The organism is Lentzea sp. NPDC059081, from assembly GCF_042738015.1.
In the GTDB taxonomy this organism is placed as follows: Bacteria; Actinomycetota; Actinomycetes; order Mycobacteriales; family Pseudonocardiaceae; genus Lentzea.
Window position 1 is genome coordinate 284,170 of sequence record NZ_JBHYGW010000007.1, and the last position, 23,470, is coordinate 307,639.

18 protein-coding genes are annotated in these 23,470 nt (G+C 70.8%); 11 read left to right on the forward strand and 7 right to left on the reverse strand.

Annotation, left to right across the window (positions count from 1 at the left end; translation table 11 throughout):
• Positions 1-6: 6 nt before the first annotated feature.
• From ACFWV3_RS18975 to ACFWV3_RS18985, 3 genes are all read left to right on the forward strand, one after another.
• A complete protein-coding gene (locus tag ACFWV3_RS18975; RefSeq protein WP_382412679.1) occupies positions 7-2,853 on the forward strand; it encodes a glycoside hydrolase N-terminal domain-containing protein in 2,847 nt (948 codons plus the stop codon).
• An 18-nt stretch (positions 2,854-2,871) separates the two neighbouring features.
• Positions 2,872-4,176 (forward strand): cellulose binding domain-containing protein, encoded by a 1,305-nt coding sequence (locus ACFWV3_RS18980; RefSeq protein WP_382412681.1) that lies wholly within the window; start codon positions 2,872-2,874, stop codon positions 4,174-4,176.
• 164 nt (positions 4,177-4,340) lie between these two features.
• The gene (locus ACFWV3_RS18985; RefSeq protein ID WP_382412682.1) at positions 4,341-8,063 is read left to right on the forward strand and encodes a glycoside hydrolase family 2 TIM barrel-domain containing protein; all 3,723 of its coding nucleotides are present in this window, start codon (positions 4,341-4,343) and stop codon (positions 8,061-8,063) included.
• Between the two features lie 105 nt (positions 8,064-8,168).
• Here the strand turns inward: ACFWV3_RS18985 and ACFWV3_RS18990 are convergent, their stop codons facing one another.
• Positions 8,169-10,433: an RCC1 domain-containing protein gene (locus ACFWV3_RS18990; protein ID WP_382412683.1), complete on the reverse strand. Its 2,265-nt coding sequence runs from the start codon at positions 10,431-10,433 to the stop codon at positions 8,169-8,171.
• A gap of 95 nt (positions 10,434-10,528) precedes the next feature.
• Between ACFWV3_RS18990 and ACFWV3_RS18995 the strand changes: the two genes are divergently transcribed.
• Complete coding sequence (locus tag ACFWV3_RS18995) at positions 10,529-11,452, forward strand: phosphotransferase family protein (protein WP_382412684.1); 924 nt, start codon at positions 10,529-10,531, stop codon at positions 11,450-11,452.
• Here the strand turns inward: ACFWV3_RS18995 and ACFWV3_RS19000 are convergent.
• Positions 11,449-11,886, reverse strand: coding sequence for an Lrp/AsnC family transcriptional regulator (locus tag ACFWV3_RS19000; RefSeq protein ID WP_382412686.1), 438 nt, complete (start codon positions 11,884-11,886; stop codon positions 11,449-11,451). The genes ACFWV3_RS18995 and ACFWV3_RS19000 overlap by 4 nt on opposite strands.
• Before the next feature lie 115 nt (positions 11,887-12,001).
• Here ACFWV3_RS19000 and ACFWV3_RS19005 point away from each other — a divergent pair, with 115 nt between their 5' ends.
• The 3 genes from ACFWV3_RS19005 to ACFWV3_RS19015 all read left to right on the forward strand — a co-directional run bounded on the left by ACFWV3_RS19005 (position 12,002) and on the right by ACFWV3_RS19015 (position 13,903).
• Positions 12,002-12,574 (forward strand): DMT family transporter, encoded by a 573-nt coding sequence (locus ACFWV3_RS19005; RefSeq protein WP_382412688.1) that lies wholly within the window; start codon positions 12,002-12,004, stop codon positions 12,572-12,574.
• Positions 12,487-12,918, forward strand: a complete 432-nt coding sequence (locus ACFWV3_RS19010) for a DMT family transporter (protein WP_382412689.1) — start codon at positions 12,487-12,489, stop codon at positions 12,916-12,918. The genes ACFWV3_RS19005 and ACFWV3_RS19010 overlap by 88 nt, the downstream gene beginning before the upstream one ends.
• 94 nt (positions 12,919-13,012) lie before the next feature.
• A complete protein-coding gene (locus ACFWV3_RS19015; protein ID WP_382412690.1) occupies positions 13,013-13,903 on the forward strand; it encodes an NmrA/HSCARG family protein in 891 nt (296 codons plus the stop codon).
• A 7-nt stretch (positions 13,904-13,910) separates the two neighbouring features.
• Here ACFWV3_RS19015 and ACFWV3_RS19020 read toward each other — a convergent pair whose 3' ends face one another.
• Both ACFWV3_RS19020 and ACFWV3_RS19025 read right to left on the reverse strand, forming a co-directional pair.
• A complete protein-coding gene (locus ACFWV3_RS19020; protein ID WP_382412691.1) occupies positions 13,911-14,642 on the reverse strand; it encodes a hypothetical protein in 732 nt (243 codons plus the stop codon).
• Positions 14,639-15,502 carry a hypothetical protein gene (locus ACFWV3_RS19025; RefSeq protein ID WP_382412692.1) on the reverse strand — a complete coding sequence of 288 codons (864 nt, stop codon included), beginning with the start codon at positions 15,500-15,502 and terminating at the stop codon, positions 14,639-14,641. The genes ACFWV3_RS19020 and ACFWV3_RS19025 overlap by 4 nt, the downstream gene beginning before the upstream one ends.
• Positions 15,503-15,833: 331 nt before the next feature.
• Between ACFWV3_RS19025 and ACFWV3_RS19030 the strand changes: the two genes are divergently transcribed.
• The 4 genes from ACFWV3_RS19030 to ACFWV3_RS19045 all read left to right on the forward strand — a co-directional run bounded on the left by ACFWV3_RS19030 (position 15,834) and on the right by ACFWV3_RS19045 (position 21,378).
• Positions 15,834-19,604 (forward strand): hypothetical protein, encoded by a 3,771-nt coding sequence (locus tag ACFWV3_RS19030; protein ID WP_382412693.1) that lies wholly within the window; start codon positions 15,834-15,836, stop codon positions 19,602-19,604.
• Between the two features lie 204 nt (positions 19,605-19,808).
• Positions 19,809-20,189 (forward strand): hypothetical protein, encoded by a 381-nt coding sequence (locus tag ACFWV3_RS19035; RefSeq protein ID WP_382412694.1) that lies wholly within the window; start codon positions 19,809-19,811, stop codon positions 20,187-20,189.
• 110 nt (positions 20,190-20,299) lie between these two features.
• A complete protein-coding gene (locus tag ACFWV3_RS19040; RefSeq protein WP_382412695.1) occupies positions 20,300-20,635 on the forward strand; it encodes a hypothetical protein in 336 nt (111 codons plus the stop codon).
• Between the two features lie 350 nt (positions 20,636-20,985).
• Positions 20,986-21,378 carry a hypothetical protein gene (locus tag ACFWV3_RS19045; protein WP_382412696.1) on the forward strand — a complete coding sequence of 131 codons (393 nt, stop codon included), beginning with the start codon at positions 20,986-20,988 and terminating at the stop codon, positions 21,376-21,378.
• Between the two features lie 233 nt (positions 21,379-21,611).
• On the opposite strand, the gene ACFWV3_RS19050 is transcribed toward ACFWV3_RS19045, so the two are convergent.
• The 3 genes from ACFWV3_RS19050 to ACFWV3_RS19060 are packed head-to-tail and all read right to left on the reverse strand — an operon-like array spanning position 21,612 to position 23,414.
• Positions 21,612-22,484, reverse strand: coding sequence for a fructosamine kinase family protein (locus ACFWV3_RS19050; protein ID WP_382412697.1), 873 nt, complete (start codon positions 22,482-22,484; stop codon positions 21,612-21,614).
• Positions 22,481-22,807 (reverse strand): hypothetical protein, encoded by a 327-nt coding sequence (locus ACFWV3_RS19055; RefSeq protein ID WP_382412698.1) that lies wholly within the window; start codon positions 22,805-22,807, stop codon positions 22,481-22,483. The genes ACFWV3_RS19050 and ACFWV3_RS19055 overlap by 4 nt, the downstream gene beginning before the upstream one ends.
• Before the next feature lie 22 nt (positions 22,808-22,829).
• Positions 22,830-23,414, reverse strand: a complete 585-nt coding sequence (locus ACFWV3_RS19060) for a helix-turn-helix domain-containing protein (RefSeq protein ID WP_382412699.1) — start codon at positions 23,412-23,414, stop codon at positions 22,830-22,832.
• Positions 23,415-23,470: the final 56 nt, after the last annotated feature.

Sequence of the window (23,470 nt, forward strand, 5' to 3'; positions counted from 1 at the left end):
AGCGACATGTCCGACCTGAACCGGCGGCAGCTCATGAAGCTGGGCGCGGGAGTGGCGCTGACGCAGGCGGGGTGGACGGCCGCCGGCACCTCCGCGGCGGCACCCGGCGAAGTGCTGGCGGCGAACGACCTCGCGCTCTGGTACGACCGCCCCGCCGGCAGCGACTGGCTGCGCGCGCTGCCGGTGGGCAACGGGCGGCTCGGCGCGATGGTGTTCGGCAACACCGACACGGAACGCCTGCAGCTCAACGAGGACACCGTCTGGGCGGGAGGTCCGCACGACTACAGCAACCCGCGGGGTGCCGGATCACTGGCGCAGATCCGGCAGCTCGTCTTCTCGAACCAGTGGACGCAGGCGCAGTCGCTGATCGACCAGACGATGCTGGGCAGCCCAGCCGGGCAGCTCGCCTACCAACCCGTGGGCGACCTGAGTCTGGTGCTGCCGTCCGGCACCGCGACCGGTTATCAGCGCACGCTCGACCTCACGACGGCGACGACCTCGGTCGGCTACGTGGTGAACGGCGTGCGCCACCGGCGGGAGGTGTTCGCCAGTGCACCCGACCAGGTGGTCGTCGTGCGCCTGACCGCGGAGACGCCGGGCTCGATCTCGTTCACCGCGTCGTTCGGCTCGCCCCAGCGCACCACGACGTCCAGTCCGGACGCCTCGACGATCGCGCTGGACGGGATCTCCGGCACCCAACGGGGAATCACGGGCACCGTGCGGTTCCTCGCGCTGGCCAGGGCGGTGGCCGAGGGCGGCAGCGTCAGCAGCTCGGCGGGGACGCTGCGGGTGAGCGGCGCGAACGCCGTGACGGTGCTGATCTCCATCGGCAGCAGCTACGTCGACTTCCGCACGGTCGACGGCGACTACCAGGGCCTCGCCCGCAACCGCCTGAGCGCCGCGCAGGGCTTTTCCTTCGACACGCTGCGGGCCCGGCACGTCGCGGACTACCAAGCCTTGTTCGGACGGGTCACGATCGACCTGGGGCGGACGTCGGCTGCCGACCAGCCGACCGACGTCCGGATCTCGCGGCACGCGAGCACCGCCGACCCGCAGTTCGCCGCGCTGCTCTTCCAGTACGGCCGCTACCTGCTCATCTCGTCGTCGCGGCCCGGCACGCAACCGGCGAACCTGCAGGGCATCTGGAACGACCAGATGGCGCCCTCGTGGGACTCGAAGTACACGATCAACGCCAACCTGCCGATGAACTACTGGCCGGCGGACACCACCAACCTCGGCGAGTGCCTCCAGCCCGTCTTCCGCATGGTCGACGACCTCACGATCACCGGTGCCCGCACGGCGCAGGTGCAGTACGGGGCGCGTGGCTGGGTCACCCACCACAACACCGACGCCTGGCGTGGTTCCTCGGTCGTCGACTTCGCCGCGGCGGGCATGTGGCAGACCGGCGGGGCCTGGCTGTCCACGCTGATCTGGGACCACTACCGGTTCACCGGCGACGTCGAGTTCCTGCGCGCGTACTACCCGGCGCTCAAGGGGTGCGCGCAGTTCTTCCTCGACACGCTCGTCACCGAGCCGGCCCTCGGCCACCTCGTCACGAACCCGTCCAACTCACCGGAGCTCAACCACCACTCCAACGCGAGCGTCTGCGCCGGGCCGACGATGGACATGCAGATCCTGCGCGACCTGTTCGACGGCTGCGCGAGCGCGTCCGAGGTGCTGGGCGTCGACACCGACTTCCGCGCGCAGGTGCGGTCGGCGCGGCAACGGCTGGCGCCGATGAGGGTCGGGTCGCGGGGCAACGTCGTGGAGTGGCTGTACGACTGGGTGGAGACCGAACCGAACCACCGGCACGTCTCGCACCTGTACGGCCTGCACCCGAGCAACCAGATCACCAAGCGCGGCACGCCGACACTGCACACGGCTGCGCGCCGCACCCTCGAACTGCGCGGTGACGCGGGCACCGGGTGGTCGCTCGCCTGGAAGATCAACTACTGGGCGCGGCTCGAAGAGGGGTCGCGCGCACACGACCTGCTGCGGTCGCTCGTGACCACGGACCGGTTGGCGCCCAACATGTTCGACCTGCACCCGCCGTTCCAGATCGACGGCAACTTCGGCGCGACGTCCGGCATCGCGGAGATGCTGCTGCACAGCCACAACGGCGAGCTGCACGTGCTCCCCGCCCTGCCACCGGCCTGGCCCGCGGGCAGCGTCACCGGCCTGCGCGGACGCGGCGGCTACACGGTCGGCGCGACCTGGGCGGCAGACGGCACGGTCACGTTGTCCGTCACCGCGGACCGCGACGGCACGGTCCGCGTCCGCAACCGGATCTTCACCGGCACGTTCGAGCTGCGCGACACCACCACCGGTGCCGCGATCCAGGCCGGGAAACCGGAGACCGACGTCGCGGAGTTCGCCGTCCAGAGTGGACACACCTACCGCGCGACCGGCCAGGGCACCGGGTCTGGCGTGCAACCGGGCGTCTACTACCGGCTCATCGCACGACACAGCGGCAAGTACGCCGACATCAGCGGTGCTTCCACGGCTACCGGAGCGGTGTTGCAGCAGTGGTCCCCGACCGGCGGGTCCAACCAGCAGTTCGACTTCCTCGACTCCGGCGGCGGCTACCACCGCGTCCGGGCCCGGCACAGCGGCCTGGTGCTCCAGGTCGCGAGCTCGGCCACGGGCGCCGCCGTCACCCAGCAGACCGACACCGGTGCGACGGCCCAGCAGTGGCGCGTGACCGACCACGGCGGCGGGGTGATCAGCCTGGTGAACCGGCTGAGCGGCCTCGCTCTCGACGTGTGGGAGGCCTCGGCCGCCGACGGCGCGCGGATCTCCCAGTGGACTCCCAGCGGGGCCGAGAACCAGCGGTTCCAGCTCCAGCCAGCCTGACCGACCGGAGGAACGACGATGGTCCAGCAGCACCAGTGGTTCCGGTACCGAGTCGTGCTCGCGGCGGTGAGTGCCGTCGTCTTCCTGGGCGCGGCGGGCATCGCCGTCGGCGGCACGACACCGGGCCGGCCGGCCGCGCCGGCGGGCACGGCCGGGTGCGGCAAGGCACCGGCTCTCGCGAGCGGACAGCACACCATCAGCAGCGGCGGGCAGAACCGCACCTACGTCCTGCGGGTGCCGTCCGGGTACGACGCCCACCGCCAGTACCGGCTGTTCGTCGGCCTGCACTGGCGCGGCGGCACGGCGAATGACGTCGACTCCGGTGGCACCGACGGCTACAACTGGTCCTACTACGGCCTGCGCCGGCTGTCCGACCAGGCGAACAACGGCACGATCTTCGTGGCGCCGCAGGGCAACGGCAACGGCTGGGCCAATCCCGGCGGCCAGGACCTGACGTTCATCGACGACCTGGTCCGGTTGCTGGACACCAGCCTGTGCGTCGACACGACCCAGCGCTACGCCGGTGGCTTCAGCTACGGCGGCGGCATGTCCTACGCCCTCGCCTGCGCCCGCGCCACCGTGTTCCGCGCGGTCGTCGTCTACTCCGGTGCCGAGCTCAGCGGGTGCAGCGGCGGCAGCGATCCCATCGCCTACCTGGGCATCCACGGCGTCAGCGACAACGTCCTGGGCATCGGCCTGGGCCGCGGGCTGCGCGACAGGTTCGTGCGCAACAACGGCTGCACGGCGCAGAACCCTCGCGAGCCGAGCGCGGGCAGCAGGACGCACATCGTCACCGCCTACAGCGGCTGCCGCGCCGGATACCCGGTGGTGTGGGCGGCGTTCGACGGCGGCCACACGCCGGGCCCGATCGACTCGGGCGGCGACGGCTGGCGCACCTGGACCTCCGGTGAGGCGTGGAAGTTCATCACCCAGTTCGACGGCGGTACCGGCCCGACGACCACGACGACCACCACCACCACCACCACCACGACCCCGCCGGGTGGCGCGGAGTGCCGGGTCGGCGACGTGATCAACGCCTGGAACAACGGCCTGACGTCGACCATCACCATCACGAACACCGGCGCCACGCCGATCAGCGGCTGGTCGCTGGCCTTCACCCTGCCCGGCGGGCAGGCCATCACCTCCGGCTGGGGCGCCACCTACTCCCCCGCGTCGGGCCAGGTGACCGCGAGGAACGTGTCCTACAACGCCGACATAGCGCCGAACGCGTCCATCACGGTCGGCTTCCAGGCGAGCCACACCGGTGACGCCTCCGCCCCGCCCTCGTTCGCCCTCAACGGCAAGACCTGCGCAGCCACCTGACCGTGGATGAGAAGTCCGTGCGACGCAACACCATCCGACGACGGGCGTGGCCGCTCATCGCGGCCGCCGACGGCACGACCAGCGGTGGACGACGGCGCAGTTCTGGTCGATGCTCGGGAAGTGCCCCGCCACCGCCCCCTGCCGACGGCGAAAGGCCAGAAGACGTGTCCCAGGAACCACAGGAACAGCCGGCCCACCCGATCCGCCGACGCACCCTGCTCGGCGGCGGCCTCGCGGCGTTCGCCGCACCCGCGCTGACCGGTCCCGCCGCCGAGGCCGCGGCTCCGGCCGAGGTGCCGGCGGCGGCGTGGCCCGACCCACCCAACGGGTACCCCGAGTGGAACAACAACATCGGGATCTTCCAGGTCAACTCCCAGCCGGGGCACGCGACCCTCATGCCGTACGCCGACCTCCAGCAGGCGCTGGCGGCCGACCGCTCGACGTCGCCGTTCCGGCTCGACCTGACCGGGACGTGGAAGTTCAAGCACGTCACCAAACCCGCCGACCGCGACCTGAGCTTCTGGCGGACCGACGTCGACGACAGCGGCTGGGCGAGCCTCCCGGTGCCCGCCAACTGGCAGCTGCACGGCTACGACAACCCGATCTACGTCAACATCACCTACCCGTGGTGGGGCGGCAACGGCCAGAACGAGAACGTGCAGCCGCCGTTCGCACCGCGGCGGGTCAACGCCGTCGGCCAGTACCGCCGCACGTTCACCCTGCCGTCCGCGTGGCAGGGCCGGCGGGTCCTGATCCACTTCGAGGGCGTCAAGGCCGGCTTCTACCTGTGGGTCAACGGCACGAAGGTCGGGTACCGCGAAGGTTCCTACACGCCCTCGGAGTTCGACGTCACCGACCAGGTGCGGGCGGGGTCGAACCTGCTCGCCGTCGAGGTGTTCCGCTACCCGGACGGCGACTGGCTGGAGGACCAGGACATGATCCGGCTGTCCGGGATCTTCCGGCCGGTCTTCCTCTACTCGCTGCCGCCCGTGCACCTGCGCGACTTCACGATCACCACGCCGTTGCGCGACAACTACACCAACGCCGATCTCGGCGTGGCGGTGGTGGTGCGCAACAACGGCGGCCAGACGGGCACGTTCACGGTCGAGACGCAGCTGTACGACCAGAACCGGCAACCGGTGTGGCAGGAACCGCTGCGCACGTCGGTGAGCGCGCCCTCGTCCGGCCAGGAGGTCACCGGCCGCGGCTCGAAGGCGGTGCAGGGACCGGCGCTGTGGTCAGCCGAGAAACCGAACCTGTACACGGCGGTGCTCTCGCTGAAGGACGCGACGGGCGCGGTCGTGCAGACGGTGTCGGCCAGGGTGGGCTTCCGCGAGTTCGCGCTCAAGGACGGCCTGATGCGCATCAACGGCAAGCCGGTGTCGTTGCGCGGCACCAACAGGCACGAGATGCACCCCGACCGCGGCGCGGCGCTGACCCGCGACGACATGGTCCGCGACATCACCGTCATGAAGCAGCTCAACATCAACTCGGTCCGCACGTCGCACTACCCGAACAACACGCTCTGGTACGACCTGGCCGACGAGTACGGGCTCTACGTGCTGGACGAGACCAACCTCGAGACCCACGGAATCCGCGACAACTACCCCGCGTCGAGGTCGGACTGGACCTCGAACGTGCTCGACCGGGCCGCCCAGATGGTGCACCGGGACAAGAACCACCCGTCGGTCATCATGTGGTCGCTCGGCAACGAGGCCGGTGGCGGCAGCAACTTCGTCGCGATGCGGGACTGGATCCGCGCGGCCGACCCGACGAGGGTCATCCAGTACGAGGGCGACAACCGGCCCGAGGTCAGCGACATCCGGTCCGCGATGTACGAAAGTCCCGCCGGCGTGCAGAACCGCGCGCGGAACACCTCGGACACCCGGCCGTACGTGATGATCGAGTACACCCACAGCATGGGCAACTCCACCGGCAACCTCAAGGAGTACTGGGACGTCATCCGCGCCAACCCCGTCCTGCAGGGCGGCTGGATCTGGGACTTCGTCGACCAGGCGCTCACCTGGAAGACCTCGTCCGGTGTCACGTTCCAGGCCTACGGCGGTGACTGGGGCGACAACCCGAACGACGGCGCGTTCAGCGGCGACGGCATCGTCACCACCGACCGGCGGATCAGCGGCAAGGCCGTCGAGGTCAAGCAGGTGTACCAGGCGATCACCGTCGCCTCGGGCGGTTCGTTCGACACCGTCCGGATCACCAACGAGTTCCTGTTCACCAACGTCGGCGAGTTCGTCGCCGACTGGGCGCTGGTCGCCGACGGCACGGTCGTCCAAAGTGGACAGCTCACCGCGGCGCAGGCAGACATCGCGCCGCTGTCCGCCAAGACGGTGCAGCTGCCGGTGCGACGCCCTGCCAACCCCGCACCGGGCGAGGAGCACTTCCTCCAGCTGTCGTTCAAGCTGCGGACGGCGACCCCGTGGGCCGGCGCCGGTTTCGAGGTCGCCAAGCAGCAGCTGCCGGTCAGCCTCGGCAGCCCGCCGGTCGTCCCGGTGCCGGTGACCTCCGTGCCGGCGCTGTCCGCCACCGAGACCGGCGATCGCATCACCGTCACCGGTCAGGACTTCACCGTCACCGTCGCGAAGCCCACCGGCGTGATCACGTCCTACGAGGCGATGGGCATGCGGCTGCTGAGCTCAGGACCGGTGCCCAACTTCTGGCGGGCGCCGACCGACAACGACGTCGGCAACGGCCACCCGAGCCGCAACGCCACCTGGCGCTACGCGGGCACGAACCGGACGGTGAGCCGGGTGGCGCTCGAGCGGCCCTCCGACCGCGAGGTGCGGATCACCGTGAGCGGCACCCTGCCGACCAGCACGGTGTCGACGTTCACGATGACGTACACGGTCTACGGCAACGGCGAGATCAAGGTCGACAACACCCTGCACCCCGGCTCGTCGTCCCTGCCCTACATCCCCGAGGTCGGCACGCTGCTGCTCCTGCCAGGAGAGCTCTCCCGGCTGCGCTACTACGGCCGCGGCCCGCACGAGAACCAGTGGGACCGCAAGACAGGCTCCGACGTCGGCACGTACTCCTCGACCGTGGCCGAGCAGTGGACCGGCTACCTGCGGCCGCAGGAGAACGGCACCAAGACCGACGTCCGCTGGGTCGCCCTGGTCAACGGCAGCGGCCGCGGCCTGCTCGCGTGCGGCGACCAGCCGTTGGAGGTGAACGCGTCCTACTTCACCCCCGAGGACCTCTCGAAGGGCGCGCGGCACGACTACCAGCTGACCCCACGGCAGGACGTGGTGCTGCGGCTGAACCTGCGGCAGACCGGCGTCGGCGGCAACGACAGCTGGGGCGCGCACCCGCTCGACACCTACAAGCTCTTCCCCAACCGCGACTACACCTACACGTACCGGCTGAAGCCGCTGCCCGACCTGGGCCAGGCGCTCGCGTTGTCCCGCAGGCCGGTCGGCACCGCGGGAGGCGGCACCGGACCGGTGCAGACCGGGGTGGACTACCGGCTCGTCGCCCAGCACAGCGGCAAGCTGGTGGACATCAACGGCGCCTCCACCGCGGCGGGCGCCACGGCGATCCAGTGGTCCGCCACGGGTGGGCTGAACCAGGTCTTCGACTTCCTCGACTCCGGTGGCGGCCACTACCGGATCCGCGCGCGGCACAGCGGTCTCGTGCTCCAGGTCGCGAGCTCGGGCAGCGGCGCCGACATCACCCAGCAGCCCGACGCCGGCTCGGCGAGCCAGCAGTGGCAGGTGGTCGACCGGGGACTGGGCGTGGTGAGCTTCGTCAACCGGCAGAGCGGGCTCGCGATGGACGTGTGGGAGCAGTCGACGGCCGACGGTGCCCGCGTGTCCCAGTGGGCTGCGGGTTCCGGCCTCAACCAGCAGTTCGCGCTCCAGCGCCTGTGATCGGACCGGAATCGACGCGCGCATGCCGGACGACGTGTCATCACGTCGTCCGGCATGCCGGGGTGTTCCTCCGCACGCACCGGGCTCACGGAGGCGGTGCGGTGCTCAGCTGACGATCGCGAAGAGCGCGGAGCCCGTCGTGCCGAACGCCTTGACCGGCGGGAGGCCGGGGATCAGCTTCGGCTCGACGGCGACGTCGGAGGCGTCCTGGTACCCCAACTGGGCACAGACGTTGCTCCCCCAGCCCCACAGGCTGCCGTCGGCCCGCAGCGCGTACGTACCGATGATCTTCGTGACGTCGGCCGCCCTGCCGTCGGACAGGTTCCTGATCCGCGTCGGCACGGTCACCAACCGGTCGGCGAAGCCGACGCCGGCCGCACCGTTGTAGTGCGAACCCCAGGCGACGACGGTCTTGTCGGCCCTGATGGCGAACCCGGTCGCGTAGGCGGCCGCCACCGACACGACACCCGTCAGGTCCCGCACCGGGGCAGCGGTGCCCGACATGCCGGTACCGGCGCCGTTGCCGAGCTGCCCTTCCGAGTTGCTGCCCCACGACCACACGGTGCCGTCCGAGCGCAACGCGTACCGGGCGTTGCCGCTCGCGACGATCGAGGTGACGTCCGTCAGACCGGCCACCTGCACCGGGGCCGGCGAGGAGCCGCCCGTCGTGCCGTTGCCGAGCTCGCCGGAGAAGTTGTTGCCCCAGGACCACACCGTGCCGTCCGAGCGCAGCGCGTAGCCGGTGCCCGCGGTGGCGGCGATGGCGACCACCTGGTCGAGGCCGGCGATGCGGACGGGCAGGTCGACGATGTCGTCCGGGGTCGTCCGGGGCCCGGCCTGGCCCGCGTAGTTGTAGCCCCAGCCCCAGACGGTGCCGTCGGAGCGCAGCGCGTAGCCGTTCGACCCCGAAGCCGCGAGCGCCGTGACGCCGGACAGTCCCTTGACCCGGACCGGGACCGACGCGAACCCGTTGTAGGTGTGCCATCCGGCGCCGAGCTCGCCCCAGTTGTTCGGGCCCCACGCCCGCACCGTGCCGTCCGCGAGCAGGGCGTAGCGCCCGGCGAGTGCCGTCACGCCGCTCAGGCCGGACACCGGCCGCGCCGTCGGCTCGCCGAAGTACTGGTTCTCGCCCAGGCCGCCACCCGAGCCCAGCGACCCGTTGTTGCTCTGGCCCCACCCGTACACGCATCCGGTCGCGCAGGTGGACGGCGCGGGGGCGAAGTACCCGGCCAGGTCGACGATCAGGTGCATGGCGCCGGCGTTGGGCCTGATGTTGAGCACGCCGTACATCCCGAGCACCACCACCGACAGGTTCGGCACCGTGCCGCCGCGGGTGATGTTCAGCGTCGACGACCTGAAGTCCCACGCGGGCGACACGCTCACGTGGGTCGCCTCCGTCGCCTCGGTCGCCGTCACGTTCATCACGACCGCGGACGCGGTGGCCGGGACGGAGTCGTCGGCGTCGAGCCACAGGTTCAGCGGGTTGTCCGGCCGGATCGTCGCGGACGAGCGCGTGTCCACGACCCGCCTGGGGTCGAGCGGGTAGTAGGCGAGGCCCTCGCCCGGCACGTAGAAGCCGGCGAGGTCGGCGACGAGGTCGATCCCGCCCAGGTTGTTGAACAGGTCGACGGTGCGGTCGGTGCCCAGCGCGACGGTCACCAGGTTGGCGCGGGTGTCGCCCGGCGCCAGGTTGAGGTTCGACGTGTCCGGCCGGGGCCTGCCGTGCGGCCACGCGATGACGTGCGTGTTGGCGGTGACGTTGGTGGCGGTCAGGTTGAACGTCACGGCGGTGGCGTCGGCGGGCACGAGACCGGACAGGTTCAACGGCAGCGAGCCGTCCGGGTTGCGCGGCGTCACACCGGTCCCGTCGCGGGTGTCCAGGGCGCGCGTGGGTGGCAGCGGCTGGTAGAGCGCGCCGGCACCGGACGTGTAGTGGCCGGCCAGGTCGGCCAGCAGGTGCACCGAACCCAGGTTGTTGTAGAGGCTCACCTTCCGGCTCTGGTCCAGCCGCACCGTGACCAGGTTCGGTCTGCTCTCCCCGGCGACGACGTTGAGGTTGGACGCGGCAGGGCGCGGGCTGCCGGACGGCCACACGATCACGTGCGTCAGCGACGTCGGCTCGGTCGCGGTCACGTTGAGCACGACGGCCGTGGTGCCGACCGGCGTCCGTGAGGACAGGTCCAGCACGACGCTCTGCCCCGCCCCCACCGGCCCCGCCGCGCCGAGGCCCGTGCGCGTGTCCAGCACGCGCAGCGGCGTCACCGGGGTGTAGGAGGACGCCACCGGCTCGGCCGCCGCGGCGGCGGGCGACGAGACGGCGATCGCGGAGAGCATGAGGGCCGCCACAGGCAGCACGAGACGTCGCATCATTCCACTTCCCCCAAGGATCACTTCGCTATCGCGCGGGAGCGTACCTCCTGGTCGAGGGGTTCAGAGCACGTTTTGGACCGCACTAGCATGCGCGGGTGGACCTCTCGCACCTGGGCGCGCCGATCGGGCCGATGGTCCGCGTCCACGGCGGGTTCGCCAACCGGACGTACCGCCTCGACACCGACCGGGGGTCGTTCGCGGTCAAGGAGCTGAACGTCGCCGACCGCCGCCGGGCCTACCGCGTCGAGGACGTGTTCAGGTTCGAGCGGGAGGCCTTCGCCGCCGGTGTCCCGATGCCGGAGCCGATCTCCGCCGGCCACGGCACGCTCGTGCACCGGTGGGTCGAGGGGCAGAAGGTGCCCGAGGCGGCGGTGCCGGCGGCGTTCGCGTTCGAGATCGGTGAGATCCTCGCGCGCATCCACGCGCTCGACGTCCCGTGGTCCCCCACGCCGGTCGAGGAGCCGACGCCGCGGGACTGGCCCGAGCTCGCCGCGCGGGCGAAGGCGACCGGACAGCCGTGGGCGGACGAGCTCGCCTCGCACGCCGAGACCTTCCTCGCGATCGCCCGCTTCGTCGGCACCTGCGCACGGCCGGGCCCGGTGGTGCTGACCCACGGGGACGTCCAGCCGTGGAACCTGCTGGCGCGAGAGGGCCGGCCGGTGGTGCTCGACTGGGAGCTCTCGGGGCTGCTCGACCTGTCCGGTGAGCTCGGCTCGACCGCGCTGAGCCTCGCGAAGGGCCCCGGCTTCGACGACATCGAGCCCGCCGTCTTCCGCTCGGTCCTCGACGGCTACGTCGCGGGAGGCGGAGCGTTGCCGCCGCCGGGTCCGAGCTGGTTCGTGTTCCTGGTCGACGGCTGGCTGGGGCACACGAGGTGGAACGTCCTCCGGTGCCTGGCCGGCGTCGAGGCGAGCACCGGCCCCGATCTCGCGCTGTCGCACGAGTCCGTGCGCGACGGCGTGCGCGGCCTGCCCGAGCTGTTCGGCCGGCTTCCGGAGCTGGAGGCGCTGCTCGGCTAACCGGCCGCGGGTGTGCGTGGGGGCACCGGGGTGGCCACGACGAAAGAGCTGTGCGTCTGACCGTGGATGAGGAACTGGTCGAGGATGGCTTCCAGGCTCTCGATCGCGGGTGCGTGGACCTTGAGCAGGAAGCAGTCCTCGCCGGAGATGCGGTGGCACTCGCTGACCTGCGGGGTGCGGGCCGCCAGCTCGGCGATCCGCGGGAGCTGACCGGGGCCGGGCCGGATCCGGACCCAGGCGGTGACGGGCAGCCCGATCGCGGCGGGGTCTATGTCGAGGCGGTAGCCGCGGATGACGCCGGCCCGTTCCAGGCGGGCGAGGCGGTCGCGGGCGGCGGGAGCGGACATGCCGATGCGGCGGGCCAGCTCGGCCGAGGTGATCCGCGGATCGGCACCGAGCACGTCCAGCAGCCGCCGGTCCGTGTCGTCCAGCACCGGCTTTCCAGAAGGAAAGCCGACGGAGCTTCCACCTTCTTTTGCCACCATATCGACGTCCTCTGCCTTTGTTCGCGCATGGTGTTGCGGGGACTGGCTTTTCGACAATAGAGGCATGGTCGAGCCACGTTTCCGCGACAGGGGCAGTGCAGCGGTGCAGCGGATGCCTCCCCATGCGTACTTCGTCGTCAGCGCGGTGTTCCACTACCTCGGGCCCGCACTGGCGGTGCTGCTGTTCGCCCGCGTCGAGGTGCTCGGGGTGGCGTGGCTGCGCATCGCCACGGCCGCACTGGTGTTCGCCGTGTGGCGGCGGCCCTGGCGGCTGTGGCAGCACCTGGACCGGCCCACCCGATGGCTGCTGACCGGCTGGGCGGCGGTGCTGGCGGTGATGAACAGCATGTTCTACCTCGCCATCGACCGGCTGCCGTTGGGCACGGTAGCGGCGATCGAGTTCCTGCCGGTCATCGTGCTGGCCGCGCTCGCCGCGCGAACCCGCCGCAACGTCGCCGCGCTGGTCGCGGCAGTGGTGGGCGTGTACCTGCTCACCGACGTGCGCCTGGTCGCCGAACCCTGGGCATCGCGTTCGCCGTCGCCAACGCGGTGCTGTTCGCCCTCTACATCGTCCTCGGGCACCGCGTGGCCCGCGGCCGGCAGGTGTCCGGCATCGACGGCCTGGCTCTGTCGATGATGATCGCGGCAGTCATCGCCCTGCCGATCGGCATCGGCCAGGCGGCACCGGCCCTCCTGGACCCGGTGGTCCTGGCCGCGGCGGCCGGGGTGGGGATCTGCTCGTCGGTCATCCCCTACGTCGGCGACCAGCTCGCCATGGCCCGCCTGCCCAGAGCCACCTACGCCCTGATGGTCTCCCTGCTCCCGGCCACCGCCACCGTCGTCGGGATCATCGTGCTCACGCAGATCCCCGCCGTCACCGAGATCATCGGCGTGGTGCTCGTCGTCGCGGGCGTTGCCCTGCACCAGGAACGCTCACCGGATCCGCTGCCGCAGCGCGCCGAGACACCGGATCCCACCTGATTCGGCCTCCTTGCATCAGTTCATGCCGTGAACTAGTGTCGTTCACGGCATGAACTAGTTGGAGCTCGTGCCCTTTCCAGCGAGAGGTGACGACATGACCACGCGGGAGAACGGCGTGATCGCGGTCTTCGGTGCGACGGGACAGCAGGGCGGGGCGGTCGTCGACGCGCTCCTGGCCAGAGGGGCGCGGGTGCGAGCCCTCGTCCGCACCCCCGACTCCGATCGAGCACAGGCGCTGGCCGCCCGAGGTGTCGAGCTGGCGGCCGTCCGGATCGACGACCCGACGTCCGTGGTCGCCGCACTGGACGCGGTCGACGCGTTCTACTTCATGACCCCGGAGGCGAACAGCCTCGAAGAGGTCGAGGAGGAAGTCCGCGTCGGCACCGCCCTCGTCGACGCGGCGGCCAAGGCACGCGTGCCGCACGTCGTGTTCAACTCGGTCTTCGGAGCGGATCGCGAAACCGGCGTGCCGCACCACGACTCGAAGCACCGGATCGAGGAGTACCTGAAGCGCTCCGGCCTGCGGGCCACGATGGTCCGCCCCACCGCCTTCATGGAGAACTTCGCGACCGTGATGGCGCCGACCCTGGAAGACGGAACGATCGTGCTGAGGCTGCCACTGCCGGCCGACGTCGCCCTGAAGATGATCTCGATCAGGGACATCGGCCAGGTCGCCGCCGCGATCCTGCTCGGCACCGCGCACGTGCCCGGCGGAGCCGTCGAGGTCGTCGGCGACGAACCGATCGGCCCGCAGATCGCCGCCGCGTTCGGCGCGCACGCCGGGCTGCCGTCACGCTACGAAGCCCTGCCGCTGAGCGTGCTTCCCAACGACCTCGACCGGGCGATGTTCCGCCAGTTCGCCGAGGCGTCCGAACACCCGTCGGACCTCGCGGCGGTGAAGGCGATCGAACCGACCACCTGGGACCTGGCCGAGTGGATCCGCGCCACCGGCTGGACCGTGCCCGCGGACCGAGTCCGTTCCTGACGCTCCGTCAGCGGGAGGCGGCGAAGTACGCCTTGACCACGCGTACGTCGGCGGGCGGCGGGAAATCGCCGTTGTCCGCGCTCAGGCCGCCGACCTTGACCGTCCACGCGGGTTTCGCCCGATTCACCAGCGGGCCGTTTCCGGCGAGCACGAACTCCTCGTCCCGGTCGCAGGAGTAGGCGCCCACGAACCCGTCCGCCCGTCCCGGCCACGAGCCCCCGTTGCGGCGCTGGCACTTCGCACCGTCCGCCAGCTCCAGCCCCCACGGCTGCGCTTCCTCCCCCAGGGGTGTCTGGTTCACCGGGCCTGCCGTGATCACCCGTCGCAGCGAGGTCCTCCACGGCTCGTCCCCGCACAGCAACACACCCGGAGAGGGCGTGACCCAGCAGACGCCCGCACCCGCGGCGGTCGGGGAACAGCTGACGACACCGGTGTCGGTCGCCGCCGGCGACGGCAGGCAGTTCTCCGCCTCTCCGCCGTCCGAGACCTGGTACCCCGCCGCCGGGTTGCCCGCCTTGTCGACGGCCACCACGCTCACGACCTCGGTCGCCTGGTCCGGACTCGGGTCCGCGAACTCCGGAACCGTCGCAGTGGTGGTGGTCGTCGGTATCGGGACCGGCGTCCTCGTGACCGTCTGCACGCCGATGCCGGATGTGTCCGGTGCGGTGACGATCCGGAAGGCGAAGATCCCACCGGCCACCACGACCAGGGTGATCACGACCGCCCAGGCCCATTTCACGACGAGCCCCCGATCTCGGTGAGCAGCGATCGCACCCGGTCGTGCGAACAGTCGAAGGCGTCCTCGAAGTCGTCGGTGGTGGCGGGCCGCCACCGGGCGTATCCACGTGGGTAGAGCACGCATTGGAACTGGACGTCCTTGGTACGACCGGGTTGCACCACCAGACGCGCGTACTTGCCAGGGCTGACCCAGTCGAACTTCTCCACGTGGTCGCCGCTGAGCGGCAGCGACACGGTCTTCTTCTCCTTGCCGACGGTGACGTCCGCGACGATCCGGCCCGTGTAGGAGTAGCCGTCCGCGTTGTCCAGCTGGAGCTCGAGGTTCCCCGTCTCGCCGGGCTCCAGGTTGAACGCGAACGGCCGGGTGTTCTCCCGAGAGCCGTCGACGAACTCCACCGCCTTGCGATCCCGGTCGAGTCGCAGCCCGAGGACCGCGGTGTCCGCGTTGCCGCCGCTGGGACATTGGAAGTGGATCACCGGCTTCGGATCGTGCCGTTCGACGTCCACCGCCCGCAGGTTGCCGATGGACAACATCGCACCGTCCTCAGCCGCGCTGCGGACGGAGATACCGTGGTACGGCGTGCTTTCCGTGCCGAACCGCCGCAGCCACTCGACCGTCTCGGGTTCGCAGTACCCGCTGGCCGAGCGCGGCATCAGGTCGAGCGGCACGTCGAGGGGCAACGCCCAGTCGCTCATCGGGCTGCCCGTCGGCTCGGCGATCAGGCTCGTCACCGACGTCTTGTCCTCGGTCAGGTCGGGCAGCGGCCCGGTGATGGCCGCCACCAGCGCGAGGGCCGCGACGACTCCGCCACCGAGCAGGAACCACGGGTTCTTGGTGAACTTCTCCGCGCGTTGACCCACCTGGCTCCCTCCGAATTCGGGCGACTCCGAGAGGGAATCGCCGGGCTCGGCGCAAGAGTTACGGCGCAACGCGAAAAGGCCGGTGTCTCCTGGGTACCGACCCTTCTTCCGCGATCCCGACGTAGGGGTCAAGGGAGCGCCGGTGGTTCGCTTGGGTACACCGCCGTTGTTCGCGAGCGGGTCGTCTCTCCCGTTCCGGACACGACTCACCAGAGCACTCACCTGAGCCGATCAGTCCCTTGTGGACGGTAGTGCACGTCGAGGCGGTCCGTTCACCGTCAACACCTCCTTCCGCAACCGGTGGTTTGATCGTCGGCAGGGGGTGGTTCCAATGGCGCGTGGGGAAAGCCCGTTGGTCGAGGGAGACGGGCCGCTGCTGGATTTCGCGCGTGATCTGCGGCTGCTGCGGGAGAAGGCGGGCAAGCCCACCTACCGGGTGCTCAGCGGCCGGGCGCACTACTCCGAGGCGGCCTTGTCGCAGGCCGCGGCCGGACGGAAGCTGCCGAGCCTGGACGTGACGCTCGCGTACGTGCGGGCGTGCAGTGGGGACGCCGACGAGTGGGAGGCCCGGTGGCACGAGGTCAGGACGGCGCTGGAGCCGCCCGAGCCACCTGACCTGGGCGGGTCGCCCTACACCGGGCTCGCGGCGTTCACAGCCGAGGACGCGGAGACGTTCTTCGGGCGGGAAGCGTTAGTGGAGAAGGTTCTCGGCTTGCTGGCGGGGCAACGGGTCGTCGTGGTCGTGGGAGCGTCGGGTACCGGCAAGACGTCGTTGTTGCGGGCAGGCGTGATGCCGAGGCTCGAGAGCCCGGCCGTGGTCATGACGCCTGGTACGCATCCGCTGGAGGAGTGCCTGATCCAGTTGGCGCACTGGGCGAACGCGCCCGTGGTGCGGCCCGCCGACGATCCCAGGGGGCTGCACCACGTGGTGCGCGGCGTCGTGCCGGCCGGCAGCGAACTGGTGCTGGTCGTCGACCAGTTCGAGGAGGTGTTCACGCTCTGCGCCGACCACGCCGAGAGGGTCCGCTTCATCGACCAGTTGCTCACGGCGGCGACCGCCGACCGAGGTGGTTGCCGGGTGGTGCTCAGCGTGCGCGCCGACTTCTACGGCAACTGCCTCGCGCATCCCGCGCTGTCCCAGGCGATGCGCGAAGGGCAGGTGACGGTCGAGCCGATGACGACCGACGAGCTCCGCCAGGTGATCGTCCGGCCGGCGGCTCGGGCGGACTGCGTGGTCGAGACGGCGCTCGTCGCCCGGATCATCGCCGACGCGACCGGACAGCCCGGTGTGCTTCCCCTCGTGTCCCACGTGCTGATGGAGACGTGGCGGCGGCGGCGCGGCACCACGCTGACCTTGAAGGGCTACGAGGCGGCAGGCGGCATCGAGCACGCTGTCGCGCACACCGCCGAGGCCGCGTTCACCGCCCTCTCCCCCGAACAGCAACGCACGGCCCGGCAAGTGTTCTTGCGGTTGTGCACCATCGGCGAGGGCATCGAGGACACCAAGCGGCGGGCGGTCCGCGACGAGCTGGACGAGCTCGGCGACGACGTCCCCTCGCTGCTCGAACGCCTGGCCGCCGCGCGGTTGGTCGTGCTCGGCGAGGACAGCGTGGAGATCGCGCACGAGGCGCTCATCCGGTCGTGGCCGCGCCTGCGCCGGTGGCTCGCCGATGACCGCGACGGACTGCGGTTGCACCGCGACCTGACCGATGCCGCCGCTGCCTGGCGCGCGCTGGACGAGGACCCCGGCGCGCTGTACCGCGGTGTGCGGCTGGTGCTGGCCCGGTCCTGGGCCGACCAGCACGAGCAGGCGCTCAGCCCGTCGGAACGCGACTTCCTCGCGGCCTCGGTGGCCGACGACGCCCGCGCCGGGGCCGCCACACGCAGGCGGTCGGCCCAGTTGCGCGTGCTGGTGGCGCTGTTGAGCGTTCTGCTCCTGATCGCGGCCGGAGCGACCTGGTACGCCGTGCGGGCGGCGCAGGTCACCGCGCAGCAACGCAACTCGGCGCTCGCGCAGAAGGTGGCGACGCAGGCCCCGGCACTGCGCACGATCGCACCGGCGCTCGCGGGACAGCTCGCCCTCGCGGCCTTCCGCCTCGACCCGACCGCCGACACCCGCAGCACCCTGCTCAGCTCGGTCGCCGGGCCGCGCACCACCGTGCTGACCGAGGAGATGGCCCGTCGCGCGGTGGCGTTCTCGCCGACCGGCAACCTGCTGGCCAGCGCGGGAGATTCCCCCGTCGTGCAGCTGTTCCGGCTGTCCTCGGCCCACTCCCCCAAACCCGTCGCGAAGATCCCCGCCCGGTCCGGGCGGATCGAGTCGCTGGCGTTCGGACGCGACGGAACGCGCCTGGCCACCGCAGGGCACGACGGACTGGTGTCGCTGTGGAACGTGGAGAACCCCGGCGAGCCCCGCTTGCTCGCCGAGGTGCAGGCCCACGCCGAGGCGGTCTACCACGTCGCCTTCAGCCCGGACGCCACCGCGCTGATCACCGCGAGCAACGACGGCACCGCCGTGCTGTGGGACGTCCGCGACCCGTCCACGCCGACCAGAGTCTCCGCGTTGACCGGCCACGGCGGCGCGGTCGTGTGGGCCGAGTTCGCCTCCGACGGACACCGTGCGGTCACCACCTCCGACGACGGCACGGTGAGCCTGTGGGACGTCACCGACCTCGCCCGGCCCCTGCGCACGGCACTGCTGCAGGCGCACTCGTCCAAGATCACGTCGGCGGTGTTCAGTCCCGATGGCGCATTGCTGCTCACCGCGGGGTTCGACGCCACCGCGCGGCTGTGGGACCTGCGGGCTGAGGGCGGGCCACGCGAGGTGGGCCGGCTGGCCGGGCATCGCGACACCGTGCAGGCAGCGCGGTTCTCCCCGGACGGCAGGACGGTGGTCACCACCGGGTGGGACTACACCGCGATGCTGTGGGACGTGTCGGCTCCGGCCATGCCCGTCGTGACGGCCACCATCGCGGGCCACACCAACATCGTGTGGGCAGCCGACTTCAGCCCCGACGGGCGGGTGGTCGCCACCGCCGCCAACGACGGCACGGTCCGCCTGACCGACGTGCCCGGCCGGGTTCTCGGCGGGCACACCGACACCGTGCGTGCCTCGGCGGTCTCCGCTGACGGGCGGACGGTCGCGACCGGCGACCGCGACGGCACCGTGCGGCTGTGGGACACCTCCGACCCCGACCACCCGCGCCGGCTGGAGCTGCCCTCCCCGACGATGGCGCGGATCCGGTCGATCGCGCTGAGCGGGTCGGTGCTGGCGGCCGGGGACGTGGACGGGCTGGTCCGGTTGTGGGACGTCTCCGATCCGGCCCGCGCCCACCTGCTACCCGGCACGATCAAGCACCCCGGCACGGCAAGGGCACTGGGGTTCAGCCCGGACGGCCTACTCCTCGCCGTCGGCGGCGACGATCCCGAGCACGTGATCCGGCTCTGGTCTCTGCGCGACCCGTCCGCGCCGACACTCGCCGGCGAGGTCACCGGACTCACGGACTTCGTACCGGCCCTGGCGTTCTCGCCGGACGGCACCCTGCTGGCCTCCGCCATGTCCCGGACGGTGCGGTTGACCGACGTGTCGGACCCCGCACGGCCCCGTCTCGTGGCGGTGCTGGAAGGTCACCGCGACCGCGTGCTGGCGCTCGCCTTCGCCCCCGACGGCCGGCACCTCGTGTCCGCGGGCCTCGACCAGACCGCGCGAGTGTGGGACATCGGCGACCCACGCTCTCCATCGCACCTCTCCACGCTGACCGGGCACCACGGCGCCGTGCCCGCGGTGGCCTACTCACCGGACGGCTCCCGCATCGCCACCGCCGGGTACGACCACACCGCACGGCTCTGGGACGTCACCAACCCACGCGAGCCCACGCCGTGGGCGACCCTCTCCGGGCACACCGACGAGGTGCACACGGTGAGGTTCTTCCCCGACGGCCGGACGCTGCTCACCGGCGGGCGTGACGCCGTCAGCCTGCTCTGGCGGGTCGAGCCGGACGACGCGGCGGCCGAGGTGTGCGCGCTCGCCCACCCACGGGCCACCGCGGAGCAGTGGACCTCCTACTTCACCGGCGTCGACGTCCCCGAACCGTGCCGATAGCGCCTGACCCCTTCGTCCTGTAGGGCGTTCCTCATTCTTCACCGGTCTTTCTTGACCACTCGCCCGTCGACCGTGAACAACACCGCATCGGTAAACCTGAGGCCATCGGTGCGACCAGCCGTGGGGACGGCGGGTCGACGGCTCCGCGGAGCCCTGCCGAGTCGCCGTGCGCAGGGGGGCGCACGGCAGGTCAAAGGGGGACACATGAGGTTTCTGCGCAAGGTGGTGGCCACCGGCGCCACGCTGGCGCTGGCGGGTTCGGGTAGCGGCATCGCCCAGCCCGGCGACGGGGAGGCAGGCGTGCGGGGCAGTTGCCTCCTCGGGCTGATCTGCGGCGCCCTGGACAACCGCACCAAGCGCGAGGTCTACGTGGCGTGGGCGGACGACGACTCGGGCTTCACCTACAGCTGGGTCGCACCGGGAACGAAGAAGGGTGGCCGCTGGAACGACGGGATCGACGTGGACTACTTCCGCGTCGACGCCGGCTGCACTGTGACGACCAACGGCTGGATCACCTGGTACGACCCGGGCTGGTACAAGATCACCGACGACGAGACCGTGACTCCCAACGGTTATTCGTGCTGACGCACGGCGCTCTCCGCTGGCGCCCGTGCCCCGCCTCCCTGCTTCCGCACCGTGGTCGTCGCCGTAACGGCACCCGGTGTCATCTCATCCGACCAACACGAGGAGAAACGATGAACAGCAAGATCTTCGCGTCCACGGCCGTCCTCGCACTCGCCGCACTCGGGGGTACCACACCCGCACTCGCCGGCAGCTCCGAGCCGGACACGACGCCTCCCGCCGCAGCCGCGAACTACAACTGCTACGGGTTCCACCTGGTCTCCCCCTCCCGCTGGGAAGGCGGCTGTTCGGTCGCCTCCGGGCAGATCCGAACGATCACCTACTGCTCCGACGGGAGCAACCGGGTCGGCGGGTGGATCGGTGCCCGGCAGGACCCCTGGTTCGTCTACGGCGACTGCGGGGCCTACCTGGTCCAGAACTCCGGGTTCATCGTCGAGACGCGCGGATAGCGGACTCGTCGGCCGGTTCGGCGAGTCCGAACCGGAAATCGGAGAACAAGAGTCGGGGGCGCCACGAACAGGGTTTCGCTCCCGGTGGATCGGCTTACCTACTGAGGGGAAGTATTCACGTGCCTCAAAGAACGATGAGTTTACGGAGGGCGGCCGGAGCGATAGCCGCGTTGGCGGTCATGGTGGCTCTCGCACCTCCCGCCGTTGTGGCGGCCGATCCGGGTCCAGGCGCCCACGTCACCCCGCCGGGCACGGCGATCACCGTGCCTGACGGGCGGTACTGTGCGATCAGAGTCGCGAAGGCACCGGCGGGCGAAGAGTCTCCAGTGGTGGCCAAGTCTTGTTCGGACGTGTCCATGGAGCGGGCCCAGGTCGCGATGAACGACCAGTACAACGCGACCGCGCGCGCCCAGGGCGTCGTCCCGCGAGCTGGCATCCCGATCATGTACTGGTACCAGAACGTCGATTACAACAACTTCGAATCGGGGCCGCCGGGCCCAGGCCACGAGATGACCACGATCACCGCTGATGACCCGTGCGACAACGCGGGCTATCTCATTACTCCTACTTCCTTCTGGAAGGGCAACGTCAGCTCGATCGCGGGGAACAACAACTGCAACGTCGCCCGCGTCTACAACATCGGCTTGACCGACGCGGACGACTTCTCCCTGTTCATCGGAGGGCGGGGGCACTGGTTGGAGCGGTTCAGCGACAACGTCGGCCGCTTTCAGGTGCACGCCTGACCCCTGCCCCGACCGCGCCGATCGGCTCTGTGCTTGATGGGCGGCAGGCCGTGGTGCGCCAGTCGTCCCTGACCAGCTCTCTGGTCAGGGACGACTGGCCGTGTCGACTGTCAACGCCGCGGCTGCGCGGTTTCCTTCCACCCGGAAAGAACAAACGGCCTGGCCAGGCGTGAGGATCACCGCCAAGGGCAGACCCGCGGCATCGACAGCCAGGCGAAGCGCGCTGGCAAGGTTCACACAGTCCGAAACGGCCTGAGGATGGCGCGGACCTGATCAGCCGCGCCCCAGTCGTGGTCGAACATGGCGATGAGGGCGAGGCTTTGGCGTAGCTGGACCAGGGGCATCCGGGCGCCCCAGTCGTCGTCGAGGCCGGTCAGCTCCGCGTACGTGGAGAAGAACCGTTTCGCTTCCGGCGGGTGAGGCGAGCACCACAGGTGGGCCAGGTCGACCTCGGCCCAGGTGTAGGAGACGGCCGGGTCGATGACAGCGGGCTTGCCGTCGGCGGTGGCGAGGACGTTGTTCGCCCACAGGTCGCCGTGGGTCAGACAGGCCGGGTTCGCCGGCAGCAGGTCGGGCAACCGCTCGCAGAGCCGTTCCAGGGCCCGCCGGTCCCGTTCGTCCAGCGCCGCCCGGACCCGCCGCTCCGGCAACCAGCGCAGCAGGCGGTTGCGCGCGAAGAACTCGTGCCCGTCGGCAGTCCACGTGTTCACCTGCCGGTAGCGGCCGAGCCAGTTGTCGCGCTCCCACCCGAACCGATCGTGCACCGTGGAGGTGTGCAGCCGGGCGAGTACGTGGGCGAGCTGTTCCCAGAACGCCTCCTCCGCCGGTCGTTCACGCAGGACCGACAGCACCAGCAGGTCCGGCGTCGCGAGGACGACCTCAGGCGTCACGAGCCCGCCGCGGTCCCGCAGAGCGTGCAGTCCCTCCGCCTCGGCCGCGAACAGGTCCTGTGCGGGCACCTCGGCGAACGATTTGACGAACAACCGGGAGCCGTCACGCCGTACGGCGATGCCGGCGACCGCGGCGAGCCCGCCCTCGACCGGCTCCACCACCGTGGCGTCGTCCAGCCCCGCGACGTGCAGGCGACGCAGCAGGGAAGCGGTCACCGGGCTACCGGCTTCGCGGCGATCGGTTCGAGCTCCGCAACGAGATCGTCGACTTCCCCGCAGGACAGCGCGTCGTACGGCAGAGCGGCCGGGTCGATGCCCGGTGCGATCGCGCTGATGACGTGCACCTCGGTGCTGCTGATGCGAAAGGTCAAGAGGGCCGCGCTCACCGCAAAATCAGCGAAGCGGTCCGATGGTGCTGCCCGCGAACTCGTGACACGCATGTGGTTGCAGACCTCCGTCTCCACGCGCGGCGGCAGAAGGCGGCGCCCGCATGGGGCGGGACGCTGCACATCATCGGCGGGCAGTTCTCCGCGCATCATCCACCCGAGGGACGTGGGCGGGTCAGGGCGCGTCGACGAGACGCTGAACAGCGCCGGCGAGCCAGTCGCTCAGGTCGTCGAGGTCACCGAGGTCGTCGGCGAGCACTCTGCGGCGCGTGCTCACGCCCAGGACGAGCGCGTCGACGGCCGCGGCGCGCGCCGCGGCGTCGGCGGGGGTCAGCCCGTAGCGGAGCAGCTGTTCGGTGAACGGGCGCAACGACTCCTCGTCCAGGAAAGCGGTCAACGCTCGGGCCGCTTCTGGCCGTTCCCCTGACGCGCGGTGCAGCACGAGCAGTGGATCCTCGCCCTGCATGCCGCTCCACCTCGCGACGACGGCGTCCGCCAGCCGCCGGCCGAGCGTCGCACGAGGACCGTCGAGCTTGGCGAGTTCCAGGTGGACCTGTGTCGCGGCGAGGAAAAGGCCGTCCTTGCCGCCGAAGTAGCGCGTGATCAGGTTCGGCGACACGCCCGCGCCGGCTGCGATGGCACGCACGGTCGTGCTGTAGCCGGTGGCGGCGAACTGGCGGCGCGCTTCGGCGAGGATCACGGCACGGGTCCGGGCGGCGTCGCGCGTCCGCTCGTTCGTCACGCCGTCCAAATCGCTCACCGCCTCACCCTAGCACTTGTGTACGTCCGTACACATGATGTGTATGGTCGTACACA